28 protein-coding genes are annotated in these 25,335 nt (G+C 69.5%); 8 read left to right on the top strand and 20 right to left on the bottom strand.

Annotation, left to right across the window (positions count from 1 at the left end; all coding sequences use genetic code 11):
* Window positions 1–51: 51 nt before the first annotated feature.
* Entirely contained in the window at window positions 52–567 is a 516-nt protein-coding gene (locus F8O03_RS17010) for an adenine phosphoribosyltransferase (RefSeq protein WP_151424933.1), read from the bottom strand.
* A gap of 83 nt (window positions 568–650) precedes the next feature.
* A complete protein-coding gene (locus F8O03_RS17005) occupies window positions 651–1,523 on the bottom strand; it encodes a LysR substrate-binding domain-containing protein (protein WP_151424931.1) in 873 nt (290 codons plus the stop codon).
* A gap of 68 nt (window positions 1,524–1,591) precedes the next feature.
* Here F8O03_RS17005 and F8O03_RS17000 point away from each other — a divergent pair, with 68 nt between their 5' ends.
* Window positions 1,592–2,074, top strand: a complete 483-nt coding sequence (locus F8O03_RS17000) for a GNAT family N-acetyltransferase (protein ID WP_151424930.1) — start codon at window positions 1,592–1,594, stop codon at window positions 2,072–2,074.
* A gap of 243 nt (window positions 2,075–2,317) precedes the next feature.
* Here F8O03_RS17000 and F8O03_RS16995 read toward each other — a convergent pair whose 3' ends face one another.
* The 5 genes from F8O03_RS16995 to F8O03_RS16975 form a co-directional block, all read right to left on the bottom strand.
* On the bottom strand, window positions 2,318–3,328 hold the full coding sequence (locus F8O03_RS16995; protein WP_151424929.1) for a LacI family DNA-binding transcriptional regulator: 1,011 nt from the start codon (window positions 3,326–3,328) through the stop codon (window positions 2,318–2,320).
* A gap of 100 nt (window positions 3,329–3,428) precedes the next feature.
* Window positions 3,429–4,286, bottom strand: coding sequence for a DUF6807 family protein (locus tag F8O03_RS16990; RefSeq protein WP_151424928.1), 858 nt, complete (start codon window positions 4,284–4,286; stop codon window positions 3,429–3,431).
* Window positions 4,283–5,350 carry a Gfo/Idh/MocA family protein gene (locus F8O03_RS16985; protein ID WP_151424927.1) on the bottom strand — a complete coding sequence of 356 codons (1,068 nt, stop codon included), beginning with the start codon at window positions 5,348–5,350 and terminating at the stop codon, window positions 4,283–4,285. Before F8O03_RS16985 ends, F8O03_RS16990 begins: the two co-directional genes overlap by 4 nt.
* Window positions 5,351–5,467: 117 nt before the next feature.
* Window positions 5,468–6,778 carry an MFS transporter gene (locus tag F8O03_RS16980; RefSeq protein ID WP_341872798.1) on the bottom strand — a complete coding sequence of 437 codons (1,311 nt, stop codon included), beginning with the start codon at window positions 6,776–6,778 and terminating at the stop codon, window positions 5,468–5,470.
* 146 nt (window positions 6,779–6,924) lie between these two features.
* A complete protein-coding gene (locus F8O03_RS16975; protein ID WP_151424924.1) occupies window positions 6,925–7,974 on the bottom strand; it encodes an FUSC family protein in 1,050 nt (349 codons plus the stop codon).
* Between the two features lie 309 nt (window positions 7,975–8,283).
* Here F8O03_RS16975 and rhaI point away from each other — a divergent pair, with 309 nt between their 5' ends.
* Genes rhaI through F8O03_RS16955 form a run of 4 tightly spaced genes read left to right on the top strand, consistent with a single transcriptional unit; the run spans window position 8,284 to window position 14,301 of the window.
* Window positions 8,284–9,450, top strand: a complete 1,167-nt coding sequence (gene rhaI, locus F8O03_RS16970) for an L-rhamnose isomerase (RefSeq protein WP_151424923.1) — start codon at window positions 8,284–8,286, stop codon at window positions 9,448–9,450.
* Between the two features lie 57 nt (window positions 9,451–9,507).
* Window positions 9,508–11,544: a bifunctional aldolase/short-chain dehydrogenase gene (locus tag F8O03_RS16965; RefSeq protein ID WP_151424922.1), complete on the top strand. Its 2,037-nt coding sequence runs from the start codon at window positions 9,508–9,510 to the stop codon at window positions 11,542–11,544.
* The gene (locus F8O03_RS16960) at window positions 11,541–13,022 is read left to right on the top strand and encodes a rhamnulokinase (protein WP_151424921.1); all 1,482 of its coding nucleotides are present in this window, start codon (window positions 11,541–11,543) and stop codon (window positions 13,020–13,022) included. Before F8O03_RS16965 ends, F8O03_RS16960 begins: the two co-directional genes overlap by 4 nt.
* Before the next feature lie 19 nt (window positions 13,023–13,041).
* On the top strand, window positions 13,042–14,301 hold the full coding sequence (locus tag F8O03_RS16955; RefSeq protein WP_151424920.1) for an alpha-hydroxy acid oxidase: 1,260 nt from the start codon (window positions 13,042–13,044) through the stop codon (window positions 14,299–14,301).
* A 413-nt stretch (window positions 14,302–14,714) separates the two neighbouring features.
* Here the strand turns inward: F8O03_RS16955 and F8O03_RS16950 are convergent, their stop codons facing one another.
* The 7 genes from F8O03_RS16950 to F8O03_RS16920 all read right to left on the bottom strand — a co-directional run bounded on the left by F8O03_RS16950 (window position 14,715) and on the right by F8O03_RS16920 (window position 20,099).
* A complete protein-coding gene (locus F8O03_RS16950) occupies window positions 14,715–15,575 on the bottom strand; it encodes a Cof-type HAD-IIB family hydrolase (RefSeq protein ID WP_151424919.1) in 861 nt (286 codons plus the stop codon).
* Between the two features lie 10 nt (window positions 15,576–15,585).
* Window positions 15,586–15,798 (bottom strand): hypervirulence associated TUDOR domain-containing protein, encoded by a 213-nt coding sequence (locus tag F8O03_RS16945; RefSeq protein ID WP_151424918.1) that lies wholly within the window; start codon window positions 15,796–15,798, stop codon window positions 15,586–15,588.
* Window positions 15,795–16,016 (bottom strand): hypothetical protein, encoded by a 222-nt coding sequence (locus tag F8O03_RS16940; RefSeq protein WP_151424917.1) that lies wholly within the window; start codon window positions 16,014–16,016, stop codon window positions 15,795–15,797. The genes F8O03_RS16945 and F8O03_RS16940 overlap by 4 nt, the downstream gene beginning before the upstream one ends.
* Window positions 16,017–16,082: 66 nt before the next feature.
* Window positions 16,083–16,280, bottom strand: a complete 198-nt coding sequence (locus tag F8O03_RS16935; RefSeq protein WP_151424916.1) for a DUF2795 domain-containing protein — start codon at window positions 16,278–16,280, stop codon at window positions 16,083–16,085.
* The gene (locus tag F8O03_RS16930; RefSeq protein WP_208851899.1) at window positions 16,277–17,209 is read right to left on the bottom strand and encodes a glycosyltransferase family 2 protein; all 933 of its coding nucleotides are present in this window, start codon (window positions 17,207–17,209) and stop codon (window positions 16,277–16,279) included. Before F8O03_RS16930 ends, F8O03_RS16935 begins: the two co-directional genes overlap by 4 nt.
* The gene (gene rfaE2, locus F8O03_RS16925; RefSeq protein WP_151424915.1) at window positions 17,206–18,699 is read right to left on the bottom strand and encodes a D-glycero-beta-D-manno-heptose 1-phosphate adenylyltransferase; all 1,494 of its coding nucleotides are present in this window, start codon (window positions 18,697–18,699) and stop codon (window positions 17,206–17,208) included. Before rfaE2 ends, F8O03_RS16930 begins: the two co-directional genes overlap by 4 nt.
* The gene (locus F8O03_RS16920) at window positions 18,696–20,099 is read right to left on the bottom strand and encodes an aldehyde dehydrogenase family protein (protein WP_244296351.1); all 1,404 of its coding nucleotides are present in this window, start codon (window positions 20,097–20,099) and stop codon (window positions 18,696–18,698) included. Before F8O03_RS16920 ends, rfaE2 begins: the two co-directional genes overlap by 4 nt.
* 115 nt (window positions 20,100–20,214) lie before the next feature.
* On the opposite strand from F8O03_RS16920, the gene F8O03_RS16915 reads away from it, so the two are divergent.
* Genes F8O03_RS16915 through F8O03_RS16905 form a run of 3 tightly spaced genes read left to right on the top strand, consistent with a single transcriptional unit; the run spans window position 20,215 to window position 21,827 of the window.
* Window positions 20,215–21,348, top strand: coding sequence for a glycosyltransferase family 9 protein (locus F8O03_RS16915; RefSeq protein ID WP_151424913.1), 1,134 nt, complete (start codon window positions 20,215–20,217; stop codon window positions 21,346–21,348).
* An 11-nt stretch (window positions 21,349–21,359) separates the two neighbouring features.
* Entirely contained in the window at window positions 21,360–21,560 is a 201-nt protein-coding gene (locus tag F8O03_RS16910) for a hypothetical protein (protein WP_151424912.1), read from the top strand.
* Between the two features lie 18 nt (window positions 21,561–21,578).
* Window positions 21,579–21,827 (top strand): hypothetical protein, encoded by a 249-nt coding sequence (locus F8O03_RS16905; RefSeq protein ID WP_151424911.1) that lies wholly within the window; start codon window positions 21,579–21,581, stop codon window positions 21,825–21,827.
* Window positions 21,828–21,860: 33 nt separating this feature from the next.
* Here the strand turns inward: F8O03_RS16905 and F8O03_RS16900 are convergent, their stop codons facing one another.
* From F8O03_RS16900 to F8O03_RS16875, 6 genes are all read right to left on the bottom strand, one after another.
* Window positions 21,861–22,136 carry a hypothetical protein gene (locus tag F8O03_RS16900; protein WP_151424910.1) on the bottom strand — a complete coding sequence of 92 codons (276 nt, stop codon included), beginning with the start codon at window positions 22,134–22,136 and terminating at the stop codon, window positions 21,861–21,863.
* 127 nt (window positions 22,137–22,263) lie between these two features.
* Window positions 22,264–23,016 carry an ABC transporter gene (locus tag F8O03_RS16895; protein WP_151424909.1) on the bottom strand — a complete coding sequence of 251 codons (753 nt, stop codon included), beginning with the start codon at window positions 23,014–23,016 and terminating at the stop codon, window positions 22,264–22,266.
* A complete protein-coding gene (locus F8O03_RS16890; RefSeq protein WP_151424908.1) occupies window positions 23,013–23,933 on the bottom strand; it encodes an ABC transporter ATP-binding protein in 921 nt (306 codons plus the stop codon). The genes F8O03_RS16895 and F8O03_RS16890 overlap by 4 nt, the downstream gene beginning before the upstream one ends.
* The gene (locus F8O03_RS16885) at window positions 23,930–24,157 is read right to left on the bottom strand and encodes a PLDc N-terminal domain-containing protein (RefSeq protein WP_151424907.1); all 228 of its coding nucleotides are present in this window, start codon (window positions 24,155–24,157) and stop codon (window positions 23,930–23,932) included. The genes F8O03_RS16890 and F8O03_RS16885 overlap by 4 nt, the downstream gene beginning before the upstream one ends.
* A gap of 113 nt (window positions 24,158–24,270) precedes the next feature.
* Complete coding sequence (locus tag F8O03_RS16880; protein WP_151424906.1) at window positions 24,271–24,810, bottom strand: helix-turn-helix domain-containing protein; 540 nt, start codon at window positions 24,808–24,810, stop codon at window positions 24,271–24,273.
* Between the two features lie 69 nt (window positions 24,811–24,879).
* Window positions 24,880–25,251 carry a MerR family transcriptional regulator gene (locus F8O03_RS16875; protein ID WP_151424905.1) on the bottom strand — a complete coding sequence of 124 codons (372 nt, stop codon included), beginning with the start codon at window positions 25,249–25,251 and terminating at the stop codon, window positions 24,880–24,882.
* Window positions 25,252–25,335 lie beyond the last annotated feature (84 nt).

Below are 25,335 nucleotides of genomic sequence, written 5' to 3'. Positions count from 1 at the left end.
ACATGTTTCGGGCCTGTCACGGCTCCGAGGCGCCGCGGGGCGAGTTGTGCGTCAGACCTCGAAGAGGGTGTGGACGGGGCCGGCGACCTGCTGGCCGTCGAGGTCGACGAGCTCCATGAGGACGGCCGTGCCGGCCAGCGTGTATCCGAGCTGCTCGAGGAGCTGCTGGCCCGCGCGCAGGGTTCCGCCGGTGGCGAGGATGTCGTCGACGAGCAGGACGCGGGTGCCGGCTGGCAGGTCCTGCGCCGCTTCCAGCTTGTCCGTCCCGTACTCGAGGTCGTACGTGATCGACGCTGCCGGGCGGGGCAGCTTCCCGGCCTTGCGGATGGGGATGAGGCCGACGCCGGCCGCGTTGGCGATGGCTCCAGCCAGGAGGAACCCTCGCGCCTCGACGCCTGCGACGACGTCGAAGGATCCGGCGAACGGCCTGGTCACTGCGTCGACGACGGCGCGGAGCGCGGGGCCGTCGGCGAAGAGCGGGGTGATGTCTCGGAACTGGATGCCCGCCTCTGGGAAGTCCGGGATGGTCGCGATGAGCGACTCGGCGCGCGCGAGCTCTGTGGTCACGGGTCCAGGATACGCGCGACCACCGGGAGGGCTCGCCTGCCGGGAGCGCCTGCGGCTGCTCGGCGACCCCCGGCCAGTCCGCGTCAGTCGGCGTCGATGAAGGCGCGCAGGATGGGCCTGTGGTCGTCGGCGCGAGACGCCCAGGCGAGCGCGGTGAACGCCTCGGTGTCGTCGAGCGCCAGCACGGCGATGCCGGGTGGCGGAGCGAGGACCGTGCTGGCGGGGGCGACCGTGACGCCGATGCCGGCAGCGACGAGGTGCAGCAGCGTCATCCAGGTGCTGCCCGTCTGCACGATCGTCGGCATCCGCCCACCCGCGAGGACGGGCGCGAGGTTGCGCTGCGTCGCCAGCGCGCCTGCTTCTGCGGGGAAGAACACGAAGGGGTCGCCGGCGAGCTCGCTCGCGCGTATGCTGCCGCGCTTGGCGAGCGGATGCGAGAGGGGCACGGCAGCGACGAACCCTTCCGTGCGGAACGGCGACAGTCGCACGCCATCGACAGGGTCCGGGTCGCGGACGATCGCGAGGTCCAGCTCCCCGAGCGCGACCTTCGTGAGGAGGTGCGCCGTCCATCCCTCGAAGAGCTCGATGTGCACGCCGGGGAACGCGGCTCGGAAGCGTTGGACGCGCTCGACGGGGCCGAGTGGCAGCGCCGAGCTCACGAACCCGACGTCGAGCCGGCCCTGCTCGCCGCGACCGACGCGCATCACCTCGTCCGCAACCCGCTCGGACTGCGCCACGAGCGAGCGCGCACGCTCGTGCAGCACAGTGCCCGCGACTGTCAGCTGGACGTTGCGGGAGGTGCGGGCGAAGAGCTCGACCCCGAGGTCCGCTTCGAGGCGCTTGATCTGCTGCGAGAGCGCGGGCTGGGCGACGTGCAGGGCGGCCGCGGCCCGGCCGAAATGCAGTTCTTCGGCGAGGACGAGGAACGATCGAAGCACGCGAATCTCGAGATCCATGCATCCAGCTTATGGATCCGTGCACATCTGTATTGGACTCGCGGGCCCCGCCTCGCGAGACTCAGCTCATGACAACGACGACCATCACCATCGCCCCGCTGCAGGATGAAGCGGACGCGGCGGCATTCCGCACCCTCAACGAGCAGTGGATCACCACGTTCTTCGCGCTCGAGGACGCCGACCGCGCGGTGCTCGCCGACCCGCAGCGAGCGATCGTCGACCAGGGTGGGACGGTGCTCATCGCCCGTGACGGCGAGACGCGCGTCGGCTGCGTCGCACTGCTGCGGGTCGGCGAGGGTGTCGCCGAGCTGGTCAAGATGGCGGTCGCACCGGAAGCCCGTGGGGCGGGGATCGGGCGGATGCTCATCACGGCAGCCATCGACAGTGCCCGCGAGCAGGGTCTCACGAAGCTCATGCTCGAGAGCAACCAGTCGCTGGCCCCGGCCGTTCGCCTCTACGAGTCAGTCGGATTCCGGCACGTGCCGGCCTCCGCGCACGCGCCGACGCCCTACTCGCGCGCCGATGTCTTCATGGATCTCGACCTGGCCTGAGGGCATCCGCTCGTCTGTGCCGCCTCCATGCCCTCGGCGTCTGCATCCTGCCCCGCCCCACCCGCCCCACTCACGGCGGACCTGGGGTTTGCGCATGCTTCTGCCCGGTCGTGACTGCGCAGGCCCGAAGTCTGTTCCCTGACCGCGACAGACCTTGGGGCTGCGCACGCAGGGCGGCGCGGGGAGGTGCGCGGGGCCCAGGTGTGCGGACGAGGTGGGGAGTGGCGTGGGGCGGGGGTCGCGCTAGGTGCGTGGCGCCGTGGATGCGCGGGGCACGAGCTCGGGCGTGAAGCGGATGTGCTCGGGGCTGGCTTTCGGGTCGCGGGCTGCTGCGACGAGGAGGTCCATGGCCTTGGACCCGATGAGGTGCGCTGGCTGGTGGATGGAGCTGAGCGACGTCGATGCGAAGGCGGCGAAGTCGATGTCGTCGTAGCCGATGAGGGCGACGTTCTCGGGCACCCTCGCGTGGCTCGTGCTCTGGAGGCTCTGCAGGAGCCCGAGCGCGAGCATGTCGTTGGCGGCGAAGATCGCGTCTGGGAGCTCAGCGGCACCCCGCTCGGCGAGGACGAGCCCCGCACGCCGGCCCTCTGACATGGAGAGCGCATCCGTCGCCAGCACCTCGAGCGTCGCGCCGGCCACCTCGCTCACTGCGTCGCGGGCCCCCTCGGAGCGGTCGGTGACCTGCTGGATCTCCATCGGCCCTCCGACGAACGCGATGCGGCGGTGGCCGGTCTCGAGGAGATGCTCGACGGCGATGCGGCCGCCCGTGCGGTCGTCGACGGCGACGGATGGGTAGCGCTCGTCGTCGCTCTCGCGGTCGACGAGCACGACCGGGGTTCCCCGCTTGTGCAGGAGCTCGAGCTGCGGCATGTTCGCTGCCATGGGCGTGACGAGGACCCCGAACACGCGCTGCTCCTCGAAGAGGCCGAGGTGCGTGCGCTCGCGGTCTTCCTGCTCGTCGCTGTTGGCGACGAGCACGGAGAAGCCAAGCTCGGCGGCGCGCTCTTCCGCCCCGCGTGCGACCTCCGTGAAGAAGGGGTTGCGGAGGTCGAGGACGATGAGGCCGACGGTGCGGCTCTCGCCGGCGCGCAGCTGCCTGGCGGCGTCGTTGCGGACGAAGCCGAGCTCCTCGATGGCCGACTGCACCCGGTCGACGGTGGCTTCCGAGACCTTCTCCGGGTGGTTCAGCACGTTCGAGACCGTGCCAACGGAGACGCCTGCGAGTGTCGCGACGTCGCGCACGCTGACTGCCATGGGCCTCCTTCGGTGTACAGCGATGCTAGGGCACGCGGGGTCTGCGGGGCGGGTGCCTCGCTCGTGGGCTGCAACTCCGGAGGTCACGGAGGGTCGCCGCTCAGGCCTCGTCGAGCAGGTGGGTGACGCGTTCGGCGTGGAGGGGCGAGTCGGAGAGGAGGATGCGCCAGCGCCACGTCGCGCTCTCGCCGGGCCTCAGCTTCCACTCCTCGTGGAAGAACGGAGCCGCACAGAGCATGGGGGTGGCGTCGTTCCTCACGAACCACGGGGTGGGGGAGACCGGGTTCTCGGGATGCGCGCCCATGACGACGGTCGCGGGTCCGCTCTCGAGGCCCAGCCAGGCGGCTTCTGTGCCGTGCAGCGTGGCATCCGGGTCGTCGAGCAGCAGGGGCGACAGCGGGCGTGCGCCCGAGAAGTTCGGGTGCAGTCGCAGGAACAGTCCGCCGTAGCCGGCGTCCGGTCGGCCGGCGGTCGTGGGCGAGCCGAATGCGACCTCGACGTCGCGGAGGTTCGTCCAGCGGCTGCTGATGTCGAGGACGCCGACGCTGCGCCCGTCGACGTCGCGGATGCTCGCGTCGAGCATCCGCTCTTCCCGCAGGAAGACGGAGCCATCGGCCTCGCGCCACGTGAGGTGCGTGCCGTCGACCGTCTGCGTCTCGTCGACCGTCTGCGAGCCGTTGTTGTCGAGCTGCAAGTAGCCTCGACCATCCACCCAGGTCACGCCGCCCCACAGGTTGACGTCGTGAGCGGCGTCGCCGATGCGGATGTTCGCGACGGTCACGGAGAGCCCCCAGTGCCACATGTGGTCGGCGGGCCGGAAGTCGCTCACGACGGTGCCCGCCGGGGTGCGCAGCGGATGCACGTAGGGGCGGGGCGACTCGATCGGCTGCGCGCTCGGGTCGCGGTGCACGACCGTGCCGAGGCCGAAGGCGAGCTCGTCGCGGGAGGGGGAGCTCATGACCGACGCTCGTCGCGCACCTGCGCGGACATCGGTCCGCGCAGCTCGCCCGACTCCCTGACCTCACGGAGGGCGACGGCGGCCGAGCGCTCGCTCGACGCGTAGAGGGCTGCAACGATCTCCATGGACCTGGCGGGCGCAGAGGCGACGTCCGGCAATGCGGTGCCCGCCGCGAGGGCGGGGTAGACGGCGTCGATATAGGCGTCGTGCCCGCTCGGCCGCTCGGCCGCGGGGAACGCCCAGCTGCTCGGCGCATCCGCTCCGGGGCGTGGGGTGATGCGCCAGTTGGCGTGTCCGTGGCCGTAGAGGTGCTCGAGCTCGATCGTCGCGAGCTCGGTGTCGATGCGGATGGAGCTGACCTGCCTGGGTGAGACGGCGCTTGTCATCGCTGTCGCGACGACGCCCGACTGGAAGCGCAGCACGGCCGTGGAGACGTCCTCCGTCTCGATATCGCGCGCGAGACGCCAGGCCTGGCCGTGCACCTCATCCACCTCGCCGAGGAGGTGGGCGAGCAGGTCGAGCTGGTGGATGCCGTGGCCGAGGGTCGTCCCGCCGCCTTCGTTCGCCCACGTGCCTCGCCATGGCGCGGCGAAGTACGTGTCGTCCCTGAACCAGAAGGTGTCGCACCGGGCGAGGAGGGGGCGCCCGAGGTGGCCGTCGTCGAGGAGGCGCTTGACGTGCGCCGTCGCGGTGCCGGTGCGCTGCTGGAAGACCACGGCGAGGTGCCTGCCTGCTGCCTCACCGGCTGCGACCATCCGGTCGACGTCGTGGAGGGTGAGCGCCGGCGGCTTCTCGACGACGACGTGAGCGCCGCGCGCGAAGGCGTCTTCGGCCTGGGCCACGTGCCCCGCGGGAGGGGTGCAGAGGTGCACGACGTCGAGGTGCCCGTCTGGCAGCGAGGTCGCGGAGCGCGGGATGCCGTACTTCGCCGCGAAGGCGGCAGCTCGGTCCGCGTCGAGGTCCACGGCGAGGGCCACCTCCGCGTCGTCCCTGGCGGCTATCGCCTCGGCGTGCAGTCGAGCCACGTCGCCGGTGCCCACGATGGCTGCGCGCATTCTCGTCATGGTGTCCTCGTTCCGTCGTGATGCAGTCTCGCCGATGCCGGCACGTGTGGTGTCCTCGATGCCGGTCGAGGCCGCCCCGCGCGGGGACGGCCTCGGTCGACGCCCCTTCAGGGCGTTTCAGTCGTGCGTCTCGATGTCCTTGCCGCGCGTCTCCGGAGTGAGGAGCGTCGCGAGGGCTGAGACGGTGGCGATGGCGAGGGTGAGCCCGCCGACGACCAGCGGCACGTTGTCCGAGCCGGGAGGGGCGACGAACGTGAAGATCGAGGGCAGGAAGGCGACGATCATGAGGCCGACGTTCTGCGAGACCGCGAAGCCGGTCACTCGGGTCTGCGTCGGGAACAGCTCCTGGAAGAACGTCGCGAAGGTGGCGTTCCACATCTGGAAGAGCACGCCCATCATGAGGATCGCGAGGACGATCGTGAGCACGAGGTTGCCGGACTGGATGGCGGTGAGGTAGCCGATGGCGACGAGCCCGGAGCCGAAGGAGCCGACGATCATGAGCGTGCGGCGTCCGATCTTGTCGGAGAGCATGCCGAAGACGGGGATGACGATGACGGCCGCCACGTTGGCGATGAGCGGCACCCACAGGAAGGTGGAGGCAGGCATCGCGACGCCGTAGGCCTCCTGCGTGGCGAAGCTCGTTCCGAAGACGAGGGTCGTGACGCCGGCGACGTTGGCGAGGGTCATGAGGATGGCGCGGAAGACCGTCCAGCCGTTGTTCTTGAAGAGCTCGACGATGGGGGCCTGGCGGTTCTGGGCTTGCTGGACCGCGAGCGAGCGGGTGTAGGCCGGCGGCTCTTCGACGTGCTTGCGGATGAGGAAGCCGGCGAGCACGACGACGGCGCTCAGCATGAACGGGATGCGCCAGCCCCACTCGATGAAGGCTTCGTCCGTGAGGACCGCGGTGAGGGGGATGAACACTGCGGTCGCGATGATCGAACCGGCCTGGGTGCCCTGCAGGCCGAAGCTCGCGAAGAACCCTCGTCTGCCGGCCGGGGCGTGCTCGACGATCATGGCGCTGGCCCCGCCGAGCTCTCCGGCGACGGCGAAGCCCTGGATGAGGCGAAGGAACACGAGGATCAGGGGCGCCCAGAGGCCGATCTGGTCGTAGGTGGGGAGGAACCCGACGGCGAGCGTCGATAGGCCCATGAGGAGCATCGCGATGACGAGCACGTTCTTGCGGCCGTGCTTGTCTCCCCAGTTGCCGAGCACGATTGCTCCGATGGGGCGAGCGACGTAGCCGACGGCGTAGGTCGCGAGTGAGGAGATGAGGGCGACGGTGGGATCGCCCGTCGGGAAGAAGACGACGGGGAAGACCAGTGCCGCCGCCTGCGAGTAGAGCGTGAAGTCGTAGTACTCGAGGACGCTGCCGATCCATCCGCTGAGCGCGGCCTTGCGCGGCGTCTTGCCCTCGTTCTCGTGTGACACCGCACCAGTGTCACTGTGTGTTCTCGTCATTGAAAATCCTCGTCATCTTTGACCGTGTTCGATGTCCCACTCAGAGTGGGTAAGCGCTTTCCACTCTGTCACTCGCTCTGAAACGTGTCAAGTGCGATCGCAACGCGGGTCTCAACTCACCTCCTGCGCCCGGGGTGCTCCGCCCACCGCCAGGCCAGGGCGGCTGCGATCACGACCGCGACGCCGATGGCCGTCTCCAGGATCCTGGCCAAGAGCAGGGTGAGATCGGGCTGCGGGTGCGCGAAGTCGAGCATGACGAGCGCCAGCGGGGTGACGAAGACGAGCGCGAGTCCGTAGTTGCGCACGACGAACAGCTCCGCGCACATCTGCAGCACGCAGATGACCGCGATCGTCACGATCGGAGGCAGGTCGACGGACATGATCAGCCACGCAACCCCCACGCCGGCGATGGTCCCCGTGAGGCGGTGGCCGGCCCGCACCAGCTGCTCGTCGGGGCCGGAGGTCGCGAGCGCGGCGGCGGCCGCGACCATGGCCCAGTAGGGGTAGTCGAGCCCGAGTGCTGTGGGGATGAGCCCCGCGACGCCGACGACCAAGCCGACCCCCACGGCCTCGCTGACGCGCGGGCTCTCGGGTCGGGTCGGAGCCGCGGCTGCTCGTGCGCGGCGCTCGAAGTCGCGGGCGGCTGGGCGGGCCAGACCCGCGATGCCGACGATCAGGGCGAACGCGGCCGACGCGGCGGCTGTGCCGGCCGCGAGGAGCGCATCCGTCTCGCTTCCCGGGATGGAGGCCGTCGCGGAGAGTGCGAAGACGGGGAAGAGCGCGCCAGTCGGCTTCCAGCCGAACCGCTGTGCGGCGCCCGTGATGACTGCCGCGTAGGCGGCGGTCGCCGGCAGGACGAGCCACTCACGCTGCTCGGACAGGCTCACCGCGGCGCCGACGCTGACGGCACCGACCATGCCGATGGCTACTCCGCTCTGCAGGCGAGCGCGGATCACGTGCGAGTGGCTGCGCCCGTAGAGCGAGACGAAGGCGCCGAAGGTCGAGTAGAGCGCGAGCTCGACGTGCCCGATGCTCCACAGGATCAGGAGGGGGGTGCCCACGGAGATGCCTGCACGGATCGCGACGCGGTGGGCGCCGTTGTGGGGGCCGAGGTCGAAGAGGCGGTGAGGGTGCGGCAGTTCGGCCAACGGGTGCGTTCGTGTCATGTGGGTGCGATGGTCCCTGCTCGTGCGGTGTTCTGGAATGCGCTTTCCGAGGGTAGTGGATGCGGGTTTCGCCCGTGTTCACGCGGAACGTCCGCCCGGCTCGCGGCGACGAGTGCACGTGAACCGCCGCGCGTGCTTGACACGATTCACTCCGGCTCGTAATCTGGAACCACTGAAACGATTCAATACAGGCCGGCGCGAACAGGCATCCGCTCTCGCCCACACACCGTGAATCGAGTTCCCGAAGCCGTGGACGACGTCGTTCGGCCCGGGAGCGCATCCGCAACCGACCAACGAAGGTGACGAACCGTGAGCATCCTCTCCCCAGACCAGCTTGCAGCGCTCGAAGGACAGGGCATCGAGCTCCCGTCCTGGGCGTTCGGCAACTCAGGCACCCGATTCAAGGTGTTCCAGACGGCAGGAACGCCGCGCGACCCGTTCGAGAAGATCTCCGACGCAGCGCAGGTCAACAAGTACACGGCGCTCGCCCCCAGCGTGGCCCTCCACATCCCGTGGGACGTGGTCGACGACTTCGCCGCCCTCCGCAAGCACGCAGAAGACCTCGGCGTCGAGCTCGGCACCATCAACTCGAACACGTTCCAGGACGACGATTACAAGTTCGGCGCCCTCACCCACGAAGACGCAGCCGTGCGCCGCAAGGCGATCGACCACCACCTGCGCTGCATCGACGTCATGGACGAGACCGGCTCGCGAGACCTGAAGATCTGGCTCGCCGAAGGCTCCAACTACCCCGGTCAGGCCGACCTGCGCGGCCGCCAGGACCGCCTGCACGACTCGCTGCAGGAGATCTACGCGCGCATCGGCGACCACCAGCGCCTCGTGCTCGAGTACAAGTTCTTCGAGCCGGCCTTCTACCACACGGATGTTCCGGACTGGGGCACGAGCTACGTGCAGGTCGCGGCCCTCGGCGAGAAGGCCATGGTCTGCCTCGACACGGGCCACCACGCACCTGGCACGAACATCGAGTTCATCGTCATGCAGCTGCTGCGCCTCGGCCGCCTCGGCTCGTTCGACTTCAACTCGCGCTTCTACGCCGACGACGACCTCATCGTCGGCTCGGCCGACCCGTTCCAGCTGTTCCGCATCCTCGCCGAGGTCATCCGCGGCGGCGGCCTCAACAACCCGGACGTGGCCTTCATGCTCGACCAGTGCCACAACGTCGAGTCGAAGATCCAGGGCCAGATGCGCTCCGTCCTCAACGTGCAGGAGATGACGGCGCGCGCGCTGCTCATCGACAAGGACGCCCTCACCGCCGCGCAGAAGTCCGGCGACGTGCTCGTCGCACACGAGGTCTACATGGACGCGTTCTCGACCGACGTGCGCCCGGCGCTCGCCGAGTGGCGCGAGTCGCGCGGCCTGCCCGCGAACCCGCTCGCCGCGTTCCGCGCATCCGGCTACGAGCAGCAGGTCGCCGAGGAGCGCGTCGGCGGCGTCCAGGCCAGCTGGGGCGCGTAAGCGCTCCCCGCCGACGACCTCACGACTTCACGACCTCAGAGCTTCGAAGGAATCGACATGACGAACCCAGCAGCAGCCGATCTCATCTCGCGCAGCAACCGCCTCGGGGAAGACCCGAAGAACACGAACTACGCGGGTGGCAACACCTCCGCGAAGGGCACCGAGACCGACCCCGTGACGGGTGAGCCCGTCGAGCTGCTCTGGGTGAAGGGCTCCGGGGGAGACCTCGGGACGCTCACCGAGCAGGGCCTCGCCGTGCTGCGTCTCGACCGCTTCCGCGCCCTCACGAACGTCTACCCGGGCGTCGAGCGCGAGGACGAGATGGTCGCGGCCTTCGACTTCTGCCTCCACGGCAAGGGAGGCGCCGCCCCGTCGATCGACACGGCCATGCACGGCCTGGTGGATGCGGCGCACGTCGACCACCTGCACCCCGACTCCGGCATCGCGATCGCGACGGCCGCCGACGGCGAGGAGCTGACCGCCAAGATCTTCGGCGACAAGGTCGTCTGGGTGCCCTGGCGCCGCCCCGGCTTCCAGCTTGGCCTCGACATCGCGAACATCAAGGACGAGAACCCGCAGGCCATCGGCTGCATCCTCGGCGGCCACGGCATCACGGCCTGGGGCGACACATCGGAGGAGTCGGAGCGCAACTCGCTCTGGATCATCGACACTGCAGCGGCATACATCGATGCACACGGCAAGGCCGACCCGTTCGGCGGCGTCGTGAGCGGCTTCGAGGCGCTCCCCGCCGACGAGCGCCGGGCACGCGCGGCGGCCCTCGCACCGTCCATCCGCGCCGTCGCCTCGCACGATGCGCCCATGATCGGGCACTTCACCGACGACGAGCGGGTGCTCGACTTCCTCGCGAGCGAGAAGCTCGCCGAGCTCGCGGCCCTCGGCACGAGCTGCCCAGACCACTTCCTGCGCACCAAGGTCAAGCCGCTGGTCCTCGACCTGCCGACCACCGCATCCGTCGAAGAGCAGCTCGCCCGCCTCGAGGAGCTGCACTCGGCCTACCGCGCCGACTACAAGGCCTACTACGACAAGTTCGCAACGGCCGAGTCGCCCGCCATCCGCGGCGCAGACCCCCTCATCGTGCTCGTGCCGGGCGTCGGCATGTTCTCGTATGGCAAGAACAAGCAGACCGCCCGCGTCGCCGGTGAGTTCTACTTGAACGCGATCAACGTGATGCGCGGCGCCGAGGCGCTCTCGAGCTACTCCCCGATCTCGGACGAGGAGAAGTTCCGCATCGAGTACTGGGCGCTCGAGGAGGCGAAGTTGCAGCGCATGCCGAAGCCGAAGACGCACCAGGGGCGCATCGCGTTCGTCACGGGCGCCGCATCCGGTATCGGCAAGGCCATCGCGACCCGCCTCGCGGCCGAGGGCGCGTGCGTCGTCGTCGCCGACCTCGACCTCGAGAAGGCGCAGGCCGCAGCGGCTGAGCTCGGGAACACCGACGTCGCGATCGGCGTCGCGGCGAACGTCGCCGACGCAGCCGGCGTGCAGGCCGCCGTCGACGCCACGCTGCTCGCGTTCGGCGGCATCGACCTCGTCGTCAACAACGCAGGCCTCTCGCTCTCGAAGCCGCTGCTCGAGACGACCGAGAAGGACTGGGACCTGCAGCACGACGTCATGGCGAAGGGCTCCTTCCTCGTGTCGAAGGCCGCAGCCAAGGCGCTCATCGAGCAGAAGCTCGGCGGCGACGTCATCTACATCTCCTCGAAGAACTCCGTCTTCGCCGGCCCCAACAACATCGCCTACTCGGCGACGAAGGCCGACCAGGCCCACCAGGTCCGCCTCCTCGCGGTCGAGCTCGGCGAGCACGGCATCCGCGTCAACGGCATCAACCCCGACGGCGTCGTGCGCGGCTCCGGCATCTTCGCGGCAGGCTGGGGCGCGAACCGCGCCGCGACCTACGGCGTGAAGGAAGAGGACCTGGGCCAGTACTACGCGAACCGCACCATCCTCAAGCGCGAGGTCGTGCCAGAGAACGTCGCCGACGCGGTGTACGTGCTCACCGGCCCCGAGCTCACGCGCACGACCGGCCTGCACATCCCCGTCGACTCGGGCGTCGCGGCGGCCTTCCTGCGATGACCGAGTCTGCTGCGAAGGGGTCGGCCACCGTCGGGCGTGGTGGAGCGGATGCGCCTCGCACGGTCGCGGCGGTCGACCTCGGCGCCACGAGTGGTCGTGTCATCACGGGCACGATCACGGATGGCGTGCTCACGATGCGCCACGAGGCGCGCTTCCCGAACAACCCGGTACGCACCCGCGACGGGCTGCACTGGAACCTCCTCGGCCTCTACCAGCACGTCCTCGACGGGCTCGCAGCGGCGGAGCGGGATGCGCCCGGCCAGATCGCGAGCATCGGCATCGACTCGTGGGCCGTCGACTACGCGCTCCTGCGCGACGGTCGTGTGCTCGGCGTGCCATACGCGTACCGCGACGAGCGGACCGCGCGCGGCGTCGAGGCCGTGCACGCCGTCGCCTCGCCGGAGGAGCTCTACCGCCGCAACGGCCTCCAGCACCTGCCGTTCAACACGGTCTTCCAGCTGGCCACCGACGGCGAGCTGCTCGAGCTCGCCGAGCAGATGCTGCTCCTGCCCGACCTGCTCGCCTACTGGCTGACGGGCGCGCAGGTCGCGGAGCGCACCAACGCCTCCACGACCGGTCTGCTCCGCGCCGACACTCGTGAGTGGGATGCGGAGCTCGCCGAGCAGGTCGGCGTGCCCGCGCGCATCCTGCCGCACCTCGTCGACCCGGGCGCCGTGCTCGGCTCGCTCGAGGGCGAGGCCGCTCGGGTTGTCGGACGCGACATCGACGTGGTCGCGGTCGGCTCCCACGACACCGCCTCCGCGATCGTCGCCATCCCCAACACGGGCCGCGACTTCGCCTACGTCTCGTGCGGCACGTGGGGACTCGTCGGCCTCGAGCTCGACGAGGCCGTCGTCACCGACGCCGCCCGCGAGGCGAACTTCACCAACGAGGGCGGCGTCGACGGCCGCGTGCGCTTCCTGCACAACGTCATGGGCCTGTGGCTGCTGTCCGAATCGCAGCGCCACTGGGAGCCTGCGGCGACGGATGCGCAGCGCTCGAGCACCCTCCAGCAGCTGCTCGCAGACGCGGCGCAGGTCGTCGGCGACGTGCCGATCTTCGACGTCAACGACCCCGTCTTCATGGCGCCGGGCGACATCCCCGAACGCATCGCCGCCTGGCTCACCGAGCGTGGGCTCGAGGCTCCGACGACGCCAGCGGGCATCGTCCGCTCGATCGTGGAGAGCCTCGCGCAGGCCTTCGCCGAAGCCGTCGCGACGGCATCGGCGCTGGCCGAGCACCCCGTCAGCGTCATCCACATCGTCGGCGGCGGCTCGCAGAACACGCTCCTCTGCCAGGCGACCGCCGACCGCTCGGGCCTGCCCGTGCTCGCCGGCCCCGTCGAGGCGACCGCGATGGGTAACCTGCTTGTGCAGGCACGCGCACACGGCTGGGTTCCCGACAGCCTCGCCGAGATCCGTTCCATCGTCGCGAGATCGACGCAGATCATCCGCTACGACCCGAAGCACACCCGATAGAAGCGAAGGCAGCTGCCCCATGGTGAAACGTCAAGCCCCCAAGCCCCTCGAGCTGCTCGAGCTCATGCAGTTCAAGAAGCCCGACCTCAACGGCCGTCGCCGCCGACTCAACTCGGCGCTGACGATCGAGGACCTGCGACGCATCGCGAAGCGACGCACCCCGAAGGCGGCCTTCGACTACACCGACGGCGCCGCCGAGGGTGAGCTGTCGCTGCGCCGCGCGCGCACCGCGTTCCGCGACGTCGAGTTCAACCCGTCGGTGCTGCGCGACGTCGCGAACGTCGACACGTCGAGCACCGTCCTCGGCGGGCCGATGGCGATGCCGTTCGCGATCGCCCCGACCGGCTTCACGCGCCTCATGCAGACCGAGGGCGAGACCGCCGGGGCCGGCGCCGCCGCCGCCGCGGGCATCCCCTTCACGCTGTCCACGCTCGGCACGACGACCATCGAAGAGGTTGCGAAGGTCAACCCCAACGGCCGCAACTGGTTCCAGCTGTACGTCATGAAGGACCGCTCGATCTCCTACGGGCTCGTGGAACGTGCCGCGAAGGCCGGCTTCGACACGCTGCACTTCACGGTCGACACCCCAGTCGCGGGTGCCCGCCTGCGCGACAAGCGCAACGGCTTCTCCATCCCGCCGCAGCTCACCGTCGGCACCATCATCAACGCCATCCCGCGCCCCTGGTGGTGGATCGACTTCCTCACCACCCCGAAGCTCGAGTTCGCGTCCCTCGCGACGACCGGCGGCACCGTCGGCGAGCTGCTCGACTCGGCCATGGACCCGACGATCAACTTCGAGGACCTCAAGGTCATCCGCGAGATGTGGCCGGGCAAGATCGTCATCAAGGGCGTGCAGAACCTCGAGGACTCGAAGACGTTCGCCGACCTCGGCGTCGACGGCATCGTCCTCTCCAACCACGGCGGGCGGCAGCTGGACCGGGCTCCGATCCCCTTCCACCTGCTCCCCGCCGTCGCACGCGAAGTCGGCAAGGACCTCGAGATCGGCGTCGACACCGGCATCATGAACGGCGCCGACATCGTCGCGTCGGTCGCGCTCGGCGCGAACTTCACGATGATCGGCCGCGCCTACCTGTACGGCCTCATGGCCGGCGGGCGCGAGGGCGTCGACCGCACCATCGCGATCCTCTCCGACGAGATCATCCGAACCATGAAGCTCCTCGGCGCGCATTCGCTGGAAGAGCTCACCCCGTCGCACGTCACGCAGCTCAAGCGCTACGTGCCGACGTCGTTCATCGAAGCGGCACCCGACCGCCTCTAGGACGTGCGTGCGGAGCGGCCTCCGCCCGCACGCACCCGCGAGGGTTCTGGCTGCTGAGGCCTCGCGCTGACCGGCGGATGCGCCCGCCGATCGCAAAATTGTGGCACTGTGCTGCTCCCGCTCCGGGGAACAGCACAGTGCCACAACTGCTTTGGGCTGTGCTGGCCGCTGCGCTGGCTCGGTTCCAGCCGGTCAGATTGATGGGTTTTCGCGACTGGTGATGGGAAAATTCCCACCACCAGTCGGCGAAACCCATCACGCTGGTCCGGCGGAATCCATCACCGGGTGGCGGAACCCATCACGGGGTGGCGAAACCCATCACGCTGGTCCGGCGGAATCCATCACCGGTTGGCAAAACCCATCAGAGCCAAAACTGCGTTGCGCGACGCTAGGTGGAGGTTCCTTCGACACCTCTACCGCGCGTCGAGGAGGGCGGTCACGACGGTGAGGACGCCCTGCTCCTGGTTGGAGGGCGCGAGGTACCGCGCGAGCTCCTTGACCTCCGGATGCGCGCCCGCCATCGCGTAGGAGCGGTCGGCCTCGCGGAACATCTCCACGTCGTTGAAGAAGTCGCCGAACACCGCAGTCTGCGCGGCGGTCACGCCGAGTCGCTCCTGCAGCTGCCGAACCGCGCGGCCCTTGTTGGCCTCGGGCGGCATGATGTCCATCCAGTGGTGGCCGGAGACGACGACTCGGTGGGATTCGCGGAGCTCGTCGACCTCGGTGGCGGCGCCCGTCTCGACCTCCGCGAAGTCGTACACGGCGATTTTCACGTACTCGTCGTCCGTGTCGAGCACGTCGTCGACGACGGTGAGCGCCTCGTAGTAGTTGCGGGCTTCGGCGATGAACTCGTCGTCGCCGCGTTCGATGTACGCGGACTTCTTGCCGCACAGCACGAACCCGAGGTCGTGGCCACCGGCGGCGAGGCCCCGCAGCAGCGCGATGGCGCGCGTGATGAATGCGGTCTCGAGGGTCAGCGAGCTGACCTCCGCTCCATCCCGCACCACGAAGGTGCCGTTCTCGGCGATGAACGACATGCCCTCCGAGTCGCGCTCGAAGAGCTTCGCGAGGGTGGCGTACTGGCGGCCGCTCGCCGGCGTGAACTCGACTCCGGCCTCGCGCATCCGGGTGAGCAGCGCCCAGAACTCGTCGGGAACGGTGTGGTCGTCGAGGAGCAGCGTGCCGTCCATGTCGGCGACCACCAGCCGCACGTCGTTGCCGTCGAGCGACGTCTCGTAGTGGCGGTCGTCGGTCTCGAGAACGGTGTCTGCCATGCGGGCAAGCCTACGAGAGCTTGCGGAGCGCTGATCCCTTGTGCGCGGCCTTCGCCCCAGTCTTCTCCGACTCGATGAGGTATGCGGGCTCGTCGGTCGAGGCGGTGAACTTCTGCCCGTCGAAGTGGAAGTCCTTCGTTTTCTTCTCGACGATCTTGCCCCGCGTGAGCCCCTGCGACGTGTTCCAGCTCACGCGGTCGCCCGTGCTGAAGTCTGTGGTCATGGAGTCTCCTCGCGGTCGTCGTTGCTGTCGTTCGAACCGTCGACGTGAGCGTCGGCCTGCCCGCTCGGTTTCGGCTTCCGGTAGGCGATGACGGTGAACACCATGCCGAGCGCGAACCAGACGATCCAGATGCCGCCGTCGCGCCCGAGGTCGATGAGGGCGACGACGTAGAAGGCGAGCGCCACCCACGCGTAGGTGTTCAGCATCAGCTTCTTCATGCGCGAATTCTGCCGCCCCGCGCTGGATGCGCGATGGATGCGCATCCGGCGCGGGAGGGCATGGCGTCAGTTCGCGTCGGAGATGGCCGAGCTGACGGCGGTGGGGGCGTCGTAGTCGCCGTCGGGGATGGCTTCGAGCGCCTGCAGCACGTTGTCGTCCGCGCCGGAGTCTCGCGCCGACTCGAGGATGGTCTCCTTGCTGGCCGGGTAGTCGATGCCGCCGAGGTACTTCTGCACCTGGATGGGGTTGGGGGTGTCGCTCATGATGCGTTCCTTTCTTGGTGGGGCGCCGGGCGGCGCCGTTCGGGTGCGAAGAGGATGTCCGTCGCCTCGACGCGCCGGTCGACGATGGTCGTGGGTGCCTCGAGGTGCACTGCACCGCTCGGGAGGAGGCCGGCGCCGCCGGCGAGTTCCATGACCCGCCACTGGGCGGCGACGTCCTCGCCCGCGTGGGTGGTGGGGAGCGATGGCCAGAAGGTGAATGCGCCGGCCTCGTCGAGTGTCGCGCGGTCGAAGAGGACGCACCCGCCGACCCAGGCCACGCGGTAGGTGAGCTGCTCGTCGTCGGTGAGTCCGAGCTCGGCGGCGTGATGCAGGAGGTTGGCGGCGTTGTGCAGCGTCCAGCGTTCGAACTCGGGGGTATCGGGACGTACCCGTTCCGGCTGCACGCCCTCGTCGCCCCAGGCCGCGAACGGGGCTCGTTCCGATGGTCGGTGGTCGTCCAGGTAGGAGAGCCCTTGGACGGCGCATCCGATGAAGCCGCAGCGTTGCCGGATGAGGGCGGCGCTCATGCGCGCGAGTGTCCCCGGTTCGAGCCAGACGTCGTCGTCGAGGTAGAGCACCTGGGGCGACGAGGCGCGTTCGAACAGGAACTGGCGCTGCTCGGCCATGCCGCGCCTCGGCAGGTGGCGGTGCACGACCACGTCGCGTCCTTGTGCTTCGAGCACGCGCAGCATCGCGGAGACGGCAGGGGCTGCGGTGGCGGGGAGGGCTTCCGACTGGTCGCTGATGATGACGCGGAACGGCGGGTCGTCCTGCGCGGCGAGCCCCGCGAGCGTCGTGGCGAGCTCCGCGGTGCGGCCGGCGGTGGGGATGAGCACGTCCACGGTCGGGCTGGTCGGGTCCGGCGCGCGCTGCGCGGCCCAGCGCGCGGAGCCGCGCCTGCTGCCGTGCGCTGACGTGGTCGTGGTCACGCGGTCCTGCCCTTCGTCGGGGACGGATGCTGCTCGCTGGCCCGAATGCGTCCGAAGAGCTGCGTGGTGGAGTGCGTCTCGATGTAGTCGAGGATCTCGATCTCGCCGCCGACGGCCGTGATGGCCGCGGTCTCGGTGAGCATCTCGGGCGTGTAGTCGCCGCCTTTGACGTACACGTCGGGGCGGAGCCGCGTGATGAGGGTGTCGGCGGTGTCGTCGTCGAAGACGAGCACGTAGTCGACGCAGGAGAGCTCGGCGAGGAGCGTGGCGCGGTCGGCGGCCGAGTTGATGGGTCGGTCTGCGCCTTTGAGGCGCCGCACGGAGTCGTCGCTGTTGACGGCGACGACGAGCACGTCACCGAGGCGTCGAGCCTGTCGCAGGTGGGTGGTGTGTCCGCGGTGCAGCACGTCGAAGCATCCGTTGGTGAAGACGATGCGCTCGCCCGCCGCGCGGTGGCCCTCGAGGAGGGTTGCGAGGTCGTCGAGCGCGGTGGTCGCGTCACTGGCCTCGTTCACCGAGCTGTGGAGCTCGTCGAGGGTGCACACGCAGGTGCCGGACTTGCGGACGGCGATGTCCGCGGCCTGCTGTCCGAGTTCGGCGGCGATCTCGAGGGGGAGGCCTGCGGCGCTGGCGATCGTGACGGCTGCGACGAAGACGTCACCGGCCCCTGACGCCTGCTTCTCGGAGACGGGGTGCGCGTGGGTCCGGTGCGGTTCGGTCCCTTGCCGGAGCAGGAGGGTGCCGCTGCGGTCGAGCGTGACGATGATGCCGGATGCGCCGGTTCGTTGGAAGAGGGTCGTGGCGTTGGCGAGGACCTGGGCGACGCGGGCCTCCCCATCGCCGAAGGTGGCGTCGACGACGGCGGCCGCTTCGGCCGCGTTCGGGGTGACGATGTCCGGGGTCAGCGCTCGCCACCGGGTGGGGTCGTGGGCGTCGACGACTCGGAGTGTCGGTCGAGGGTGGCGGGCGAGCTGCTCGAGCGTGCCGGTGGTGAAGATGGCGGAGCCGTAGTCGCAGAAGAGCTGAGCGTCGGCGAGGGCGGTCGCGTCGAGTGCCTCGTCGAGGAGGGCGTCGAGCTCGCGTTGTGGCCACGCGTCGATCTGGCCGTCGTCGAGGCGCACGAGGAGCTGGTCATCGACCGAGACGCGGACCTTCGTGGTGGTGCGGGCCGCGTCGACGGGGCGCAGGCGGGACACGTCGACGCCGGCTTCCGCGAGGCGCTCCCGCAGCAGGCTCCCAGCGTCGTCGTCGCCGACGAGTCCCACGGCGAGGACCTTCGCGCCGAGGGACGCGAGGTTGAGGGCCGTGTTCGCGGCGCCACCGGGGGTGTGCGTGCGGGTGTCGACGTCCACGACGGGCGCTGGCGCTTCGCGTGCGATGCGCTGCGTGTGCCCGCTCCACCATCCGTCGAGCAGGTAGTCGCCGATGACGGCGACCGTTGGTCTGCGGTTCGAGATGTCCCGCACGGCCGATGCGAGCCTCACGGTCATCGACGGACCGCCGATTCGACGTGCACGACCTTCACGGTCGTCATCTCGTCGAGCAGCTCCGGCCCGTAGCCGAAGCCCGAGCCGCTGCGCCCCCGTGGTTCGGCGGAACCGCCCGGTGCTCCGCCGAAGACCGCGTTCACCTTGACGGTGCCGACGGGGAGGGCGTCGACGGCGAGTGCGGCGTGCGCCATGCTGTCCGTGAGCACGGTCGCCTGCAGTCCGTAGCTGTCGTCGGCGGCTCGCCGCAGCCCCTCCTCGAAGCTATCGACGACCATGACCGGGGCGACCGGCCCGAAGGTCTCCTCGCTGAACAGCGGCATGGAGGGGTGGAGGTCGGTGAGCACCGTCGCCGGGTAGTGCGCGCCGGGGCTGTCGGGGATGTCACCGCCTTCGAGGATCCGTGCGCCCTCGTTCGCGGATGCGAGCACCTGCTCGTGCACGTCCGCTCGCATCCGCTCGTCGACGAGAGGGGCGAGCGCGCCCTCCTCGTTGCGCTTGCGGGCTTCCGCGGTGAGGGCTGTGAGGAACTCGTCGGCGAGGTCCCGGTGCACGAAGATGCGCTCGACGGCCGTGCAGATCTGGCCGCTGTTGGTGAACGCGCCGATGGCGGCCTGGGATGCGGCCCAGCGGGGGTCGACGTCGGCGTCGACGACGAGGGCGTCGTTGCCGCCGTTCTCGCGGATGAGGTGCGCCCCGGTGAGCGCCGTGACCCTCGCGATGCGCTCACCGGCGGCGGTCGAGCCGACGTGCGCGACGATCTCGACTCCCGGGGCGGCGATGAGTGTCTCGCCGACCTCCGCCGCGCCCGTCAGCACCTGCAGCACATGCAGTGGGAAGCAGTCGCTCAGGATCTCCCCGAGGCGCAGCCCGAGATGGGGGCAGCGCTCGCTCGGCTTGGAGATGACGACGTTCCCGGTGACGAGGGCGGCGCCGATGAGGCCCGCGGTGACCGCGACGGGGTCGTTCCAGGGGGTGATGACGGCTGCGATCCCGCGAGGCTCGGCACGGGTCAGGTCGATCGAGCCGAGGGCTCCCCGCAGGCTCCTGCCTCGGTGGAGGGGGCCGAGCTCCGCGTACTGGCGCAGCGTGTCGACTGCTGCGCGGATGCCGCCCAGGGACGCTTCGCGGTGGCGGCCGTTCTCGCGCTGCTCCAGTTCGGCGAGCTCGTCGGCGTGCTCATCGAGGGTCGAGGCCGCAGCACGGAGCGCGGCTCCGCGTTCCTCGGCGGGGGTCGCTCGCCAGCGGGGGAAGGCGGTCGCGGCGCGGGTGACGACGGCGCGCACCTGGTCGGCGCCGTCGGCGTCGAGACTCCCGACGGTGCTGCCGTCCCGTGGGTCGGTGATCGTGAGCTGCGCCTGGTCCGTGCGGAATCGGCGGGGTGCTGCTGTTGAGGGGTTCACTGCGTTCTCCGTGGCTCGTGGTCTCGTGCTGGTGAGGTCGCGTCCATTCCCTTCTACGTCAGTCACCTTGGGAAAATTGCCCCCTTGACACGATCGGCCGGGGGAGCATTGAGGCATGTCTGCGATCGCCCCTCCAGCCCCCAGGTTCGATGACGTCCGGAAGATCGCCGTGCTGCGTGCCGGCGGTCTCGGGGATGTGCTGTTCGCTCTGCCCGCCATGCAGGCGCTGGCCTCTGCATATCCGGACGCGGAGGTCACGCTGCTGGGCACACGGCTCGCGAAGGAGCTCCTCGAGGATCGTCCGGGTGCCCCGCATCGTGTGGTGGTGCTCCCACCGGTTCCGGGCGTCGGCGTCGACCCGGACACGGCTGTCGACGTGGGGGAGGTGGAGCGCTTCCTGGAGGCGCAGCGCGCCGAGCGGTATGACCTGGCGGTGCAGGTGCATGGCGGCGGCCGCTACTCGAACCCGTTCCTGCTCGCGCTGGGAGCGAGGCACACGATCGGCACCCGCACGTCGGATGCCGCGCCGTTGGAGCGTGACCTCGAGTACGTCTACTACCAGCACGAGATGCTGCGGGCCCTCGAGGTGGTGGGTCTCGCCGGTGCGCCGGCTGTCGCCCTGGAGCCCGAGCTGGGGGTCTCCGAGGATGAGCTGGCGCGGGGTCGGGCGGTCTGCGGCGCCGACGCGCCGACCGTCGTCGTGCATCCCGGGGCCACGGATCCGCGCCGGCGGTGGCCGACGGAGCACTTCGGGGAGGTGGCTGCTCTCCTCGCGGGCCGCGGCGTCAGGGTCGTGCTCGTCGGCGAGGGAGAGGATGCGGCGCTCGCCGCGGACATCATCCGCCTGACGGGTCAGGATCTCGATGACGCCGCCCGTCGTCTGCTGGTGGACTGCTCCGCGCAGCTCACCCTTTCGGAGCTGGCTGGGGTCTTCGCCTCCTGCGATGTGGTGCTCGGCAACGACAGTGGGCCGCGGCATCTCGCGCTCGCGGTCGGCGCGCGGACCGTCGGCATCTTCTGGTTCGGGAATCTCATAAACGCCGGACCGCTGGGTCGGGGCAGGCACCGGGCGCTGCTGTCCTGGGTGACCGCCTGCCCGGTGTGCGGGCGGGACGCGACGCAGGTCGGCTGGACGGCGCCGCGCTGCGAGCACGACGTGTCGTTCGTCGCCGACGTGGCGGTCGAGGAGGTGCTCGCCGAGGTGCTGTCGCTGCTGGGGGCCGCTCGCTCCGGACGACGCTCCGACTAGAGGAGCGAGAGATGAGCAGTGGACGATTGGACGACTACGGCGATCAACTGACCGACGAGTTGGAACTCCGTGATGTGCCGATCGACGCCATCGAGCGCATCGGGTCGCGCCGTCGCTCCGCGATGTGGCGGGTGCAGGAGACCGCCGGACGTCCCTTCGGCGAGCGACTCCGCTGGCAGTTCCGGGTGCAGGCTCACATTCGGTTCGGGTGAGGGTGGGAGACTGCCGCCATGACTGAGCAGACTCCCCACCTCGTGACCCTCGATCTGACGGATGAGGACCGCCACGCGGTCCTCGTCAGCGCGCTCCAGGACTACGCCGATGCAGCCCTCGACACCGTCGAGCGCGACGAGAGCACCACCGCCGAACGCGACCACTTCCAGATCGTCGCGACCACCGCGCAGGGGCTGGTCGACGAGATCATGGCCGCCGGAGGGCATGCCGCCCCGGTCGCGGCCCCTGACCTGTCCTCGAGCTGACGCCCCGGTCGCCCTGTCGGCACCGGCATCCGATCACAGCTCAGTGGCACCTGAGCCGTAGCCGGCCTCGCGCTCACGGTCCTCGCGGGCGTCGTTGTCCAATTCCTGCTGGCGCCTCTCCTTCCGGCCGCTGGAGTAGCTGGAGAACCCGACGGCCGTGAGGCCGACGCCGGTGACGATATTCAGCCAGCTGGCGTTGCCTGTCACCAGGAGCAGGGCCGAGACGATCGTGAACGCCACGCCCGTTATGAACAGGACCAGCCCGAAGGTTCCGGCGTTCCGCTTGCTCTCGTTGCGCATGGACTGCATGGGTGGCACTGTAGCGCCCTTCTGGTCCGTGGCCGTGGGCGATGGCAGTCTCGAGCAGAGCTGACCCGCCGCATCCTCCGCGAGTTCGGGCAGAGCCGCCTCGTGCCAGCGTCGTGACGCTGTCCCGTCACGCGTCTCGACGAAGCGCCTGGTGTCTCGCGATGCTCCCCGCTGCCAGGACGCAGCCGACAGTCAGGGCGCCTGCCGCGAGGAGCGGCGGTGCTGTGAGGTCTGTCTGCGCGAGGAGTGAGGTCGGAGACCAAGCCGCCACAGCATCCACCTGGCTCAGGAGAGGAAGAGCCAGCAGGAGGACTGCGGAGATCGCGAGGGCTGCGGCGGTGCGGCGGATCACCGTCATGACGAGGTAGCCGATGCTCGTCGACATCAGGAGGTAGGCGGTGGATGCGGCCCAGGTCGTGGCGATGAACGTCGCGGTCAGCGGCCCGATCGCGGCCACACTGATGGCGCCCGCGCACGCCAGGCCGAGGGTGTAGCTCGTGACTGCTGCCAGCCAGTCCACGCCCAGTCGGGGCGCGGTGAGGGCCGCGATCGTTCGCACCCGGGTGCGGTAGAAGATCGACGAGCCGGGTCTCGTGTCCCAGGTCAGCGACGTGACCGCGGTGGCGACGGACAGGATGAGGCCGAGCTGCATCGCGCTCTGGTTGTAGAGGGCGATCCCGTCGGCGGGCGTCGGAGCGGCGGCGGTCATGCTGATCTGCTCGGCGCTCGCCGCTGCGTCGAAGATCTCCTGCATGTGGGTTGCGAGAACGGGCGCCGAGAGGCCGAAGAACGTGAAGGCCACGATCATGCCGAGCAGGAGACCTGTCCGAAGGAGTCGGAGGCTCTCCACGCGAGCGGATGAGCGGATGACGTGTCTCATGGGTGGGGGTCTCCGATGAGTCGCGCGAATGCGGCGTCGAGGTCTCGACCTTCGAGGGTGACTTCGATGAGCGGGGCGGGCAGCGCGGCGATCAGCCGAGGAAGCTCTGTGTGGGCCTGCTCGAAGCTCGAGAAGCGCGCCTGGCAGATCGCGTCAGTGGGGAAGCGGATGCGCGTCTCCGGGAAGCGCGCGCGGAGCATGTGCTCGGACATGCGTGCCCCTTCCGGGGTGAGCGGGGTGCTGAGGCGGATGTTCCAGGTGGGGTCCGCGGCGCGTGTGAGGAGCTGCGACGTCGTTCCGGACGAGATCAGGCGCCCTTCGTTCATGACCACGACGTGGTCGGCGAGCTGTTCCACCTCGCTGAGGAGGTGGCTGGAGAGGAGGATGCACCTGTGCTGTCGTTGCTCCTCGAGCACAGCTCGGATGTCTGCTCGACCGATCGGGTCGAGCGCGCTGTTGGGTTCGTCGAGGATGAGCACGTCGGGATCCAGGACCAGCGCGGCTGCCAGCCCGAGGCGTTGCAGCATGCCTCTCGAGAAGTTCGCGACACCGCGGTTCTCGACCTTGCTCAGCCCGCAGAGGGCGAGCGCTTCTCGTGGTGCGGTGCGGCTGGGGGTGCCGCCGCACATCGCGGCGGAGTTCTCGACCACCTCGCGCGCCGTGAGCCAGGACTCGAACTCGGGAACGTCGGGGCAGTACGCCGTCCGTGCGCCGGGCTGGGCCACGACGTGTCCGGAGTCGGCTGATGCCAGCCCCGCGATGATGGTGAAGAGGACGGTCTTGCCTGCTCCGTTCGGTCCGATGACGGCGGTGATGCCCCGATTCGCGGCCTCGAACGTGATGTCGCGGATGCCGGTGTCGTTGGCGAAGGTGCGCGTGACTCGGTCGACCCGGAGCGCGGTGTCGCTGGCGCTCACCGCAGGTCGCTGTCGTGCAAGGGGGCTGCCGGGGCTCGGCCGAGGATGAGGTAGGCGATGGCGCCGAACGGGATCGTGGCGATCGTGATCACGGCCCAGGCCATCTTGGGCAGGTATCGCACCTCGGGGCGTCGGGCGAGATCGACGAGGCACCAAGCGACGAGCACGAGGACGAGGACGAGGACAGGGAGGAGCGGGGCCAGCAGGTCGAAGTTGCCATTCATGGGGTGTCCATCCGGTGGAGTGGGGTCAGGTGCCGAGGAAGCGAGTGCTTCGGAAGTCGTGCGGTGTCAGCTGGGCCGCGAGGCGACTGGCCGCCCAAGCGCCGCGGAGGGCGTCAGGCGCCGTCCATCTCGGGGCGGGGGAGCGCGATCGTCGTCAGCGCGCGGCGGCGGCGGCCTTCGCCGGAAGGGTTCGCCATGACCGTGCCCAGCGCTTCCATGACGGAGGTGAAGAAGGCATCGAGTTCCTCATCGGTCGCCCAGAAGTCCGCCTGTGCGAAGCTCACGCGGTCGCGGACAAGATCGCGCCCCTCTGAGTCCACGTAGGTCTCGAAGTCGCGGATCAACCCGGAGACGAAGACCGTGAACACGGTCATCAGCTCCTCGGATGACAGCGACAGCAGTTCCTTCGAGCTCGGGTTCGCCAGACTCGCCCCGACGCGGTAGGAGCGCTCACTTGCGCCGCGCACGCGCCGTTCGCCCGCGACCTCGATGAGCTCGTGCTCGAGCAGGTGCTTGATGTGGCGGTACAGGGTCGCGATCGGCACGTCGCCGAGTCGCTCGTGCAGTTCGTGCGAAGTCAGTTCGTCCTTCGCGAGCAACGACTGGACGATGCGAAGCCGGATCGGGTGCAGGAGCGAGGACGAGGAGACCATGCTCGAACCATATCGGTATTGATACTGATGCAGGTTCGAACGGCTTTGTGGCGACTCCAGGGGGCGGGGTCAGTTGAGGGTGGCGAGGCGCGCGACGAACTCGTCGGCAGCGGCTACCTGCTTGCGGAGCTTCGCCTGGCGTTCAAGCGCTTCAGCGCGAATCTCATCCAGTCGGGTCCGGTTTTCGGTGTTCTCCGGATGCGCCTCGAGCTCGTCGACGACGTCGAGCAGCTCTCGCATCTGCTCCAGGCTGTAGCCGAGCGGCTTCATGCGCCGGATGAGCAGCAGGCGCTCCTCGTCCTCTGCGGTGTACAGGCGGAACCCGCCGTCGGTGCGAGCAGACGGCACGAGGAGCCCGATCTCGTCGTAATGGCGCAGCGATCGAATGGACATGCCCGTGCGGTCGGCGAGCTTGCCGATCTGCATCGTCTCCTCGGTCATGCGGGCACTCCTCTTGGCTTAACTCTCACGTTACGGTAGGTTTGCGTGAGGTTGCGGTTCTCCGCGATCCTCTCACTCTTTACG

It is taken from the genome of Pseudoclavibacter terrae, assembly GCF_008831075.1.
Taxonomy (GTDB): Bacteria; Actinomycetota; Actinomycetes; order Actinomycetales; family Microbacteriaceae; genus Pseudoclavibacter; species Pseudoclavibacter terrae.
Note: the sequence above shows the minus strand (reverse complement) of the source record. Positions and strands in the feature narration are given on the sequence as shown.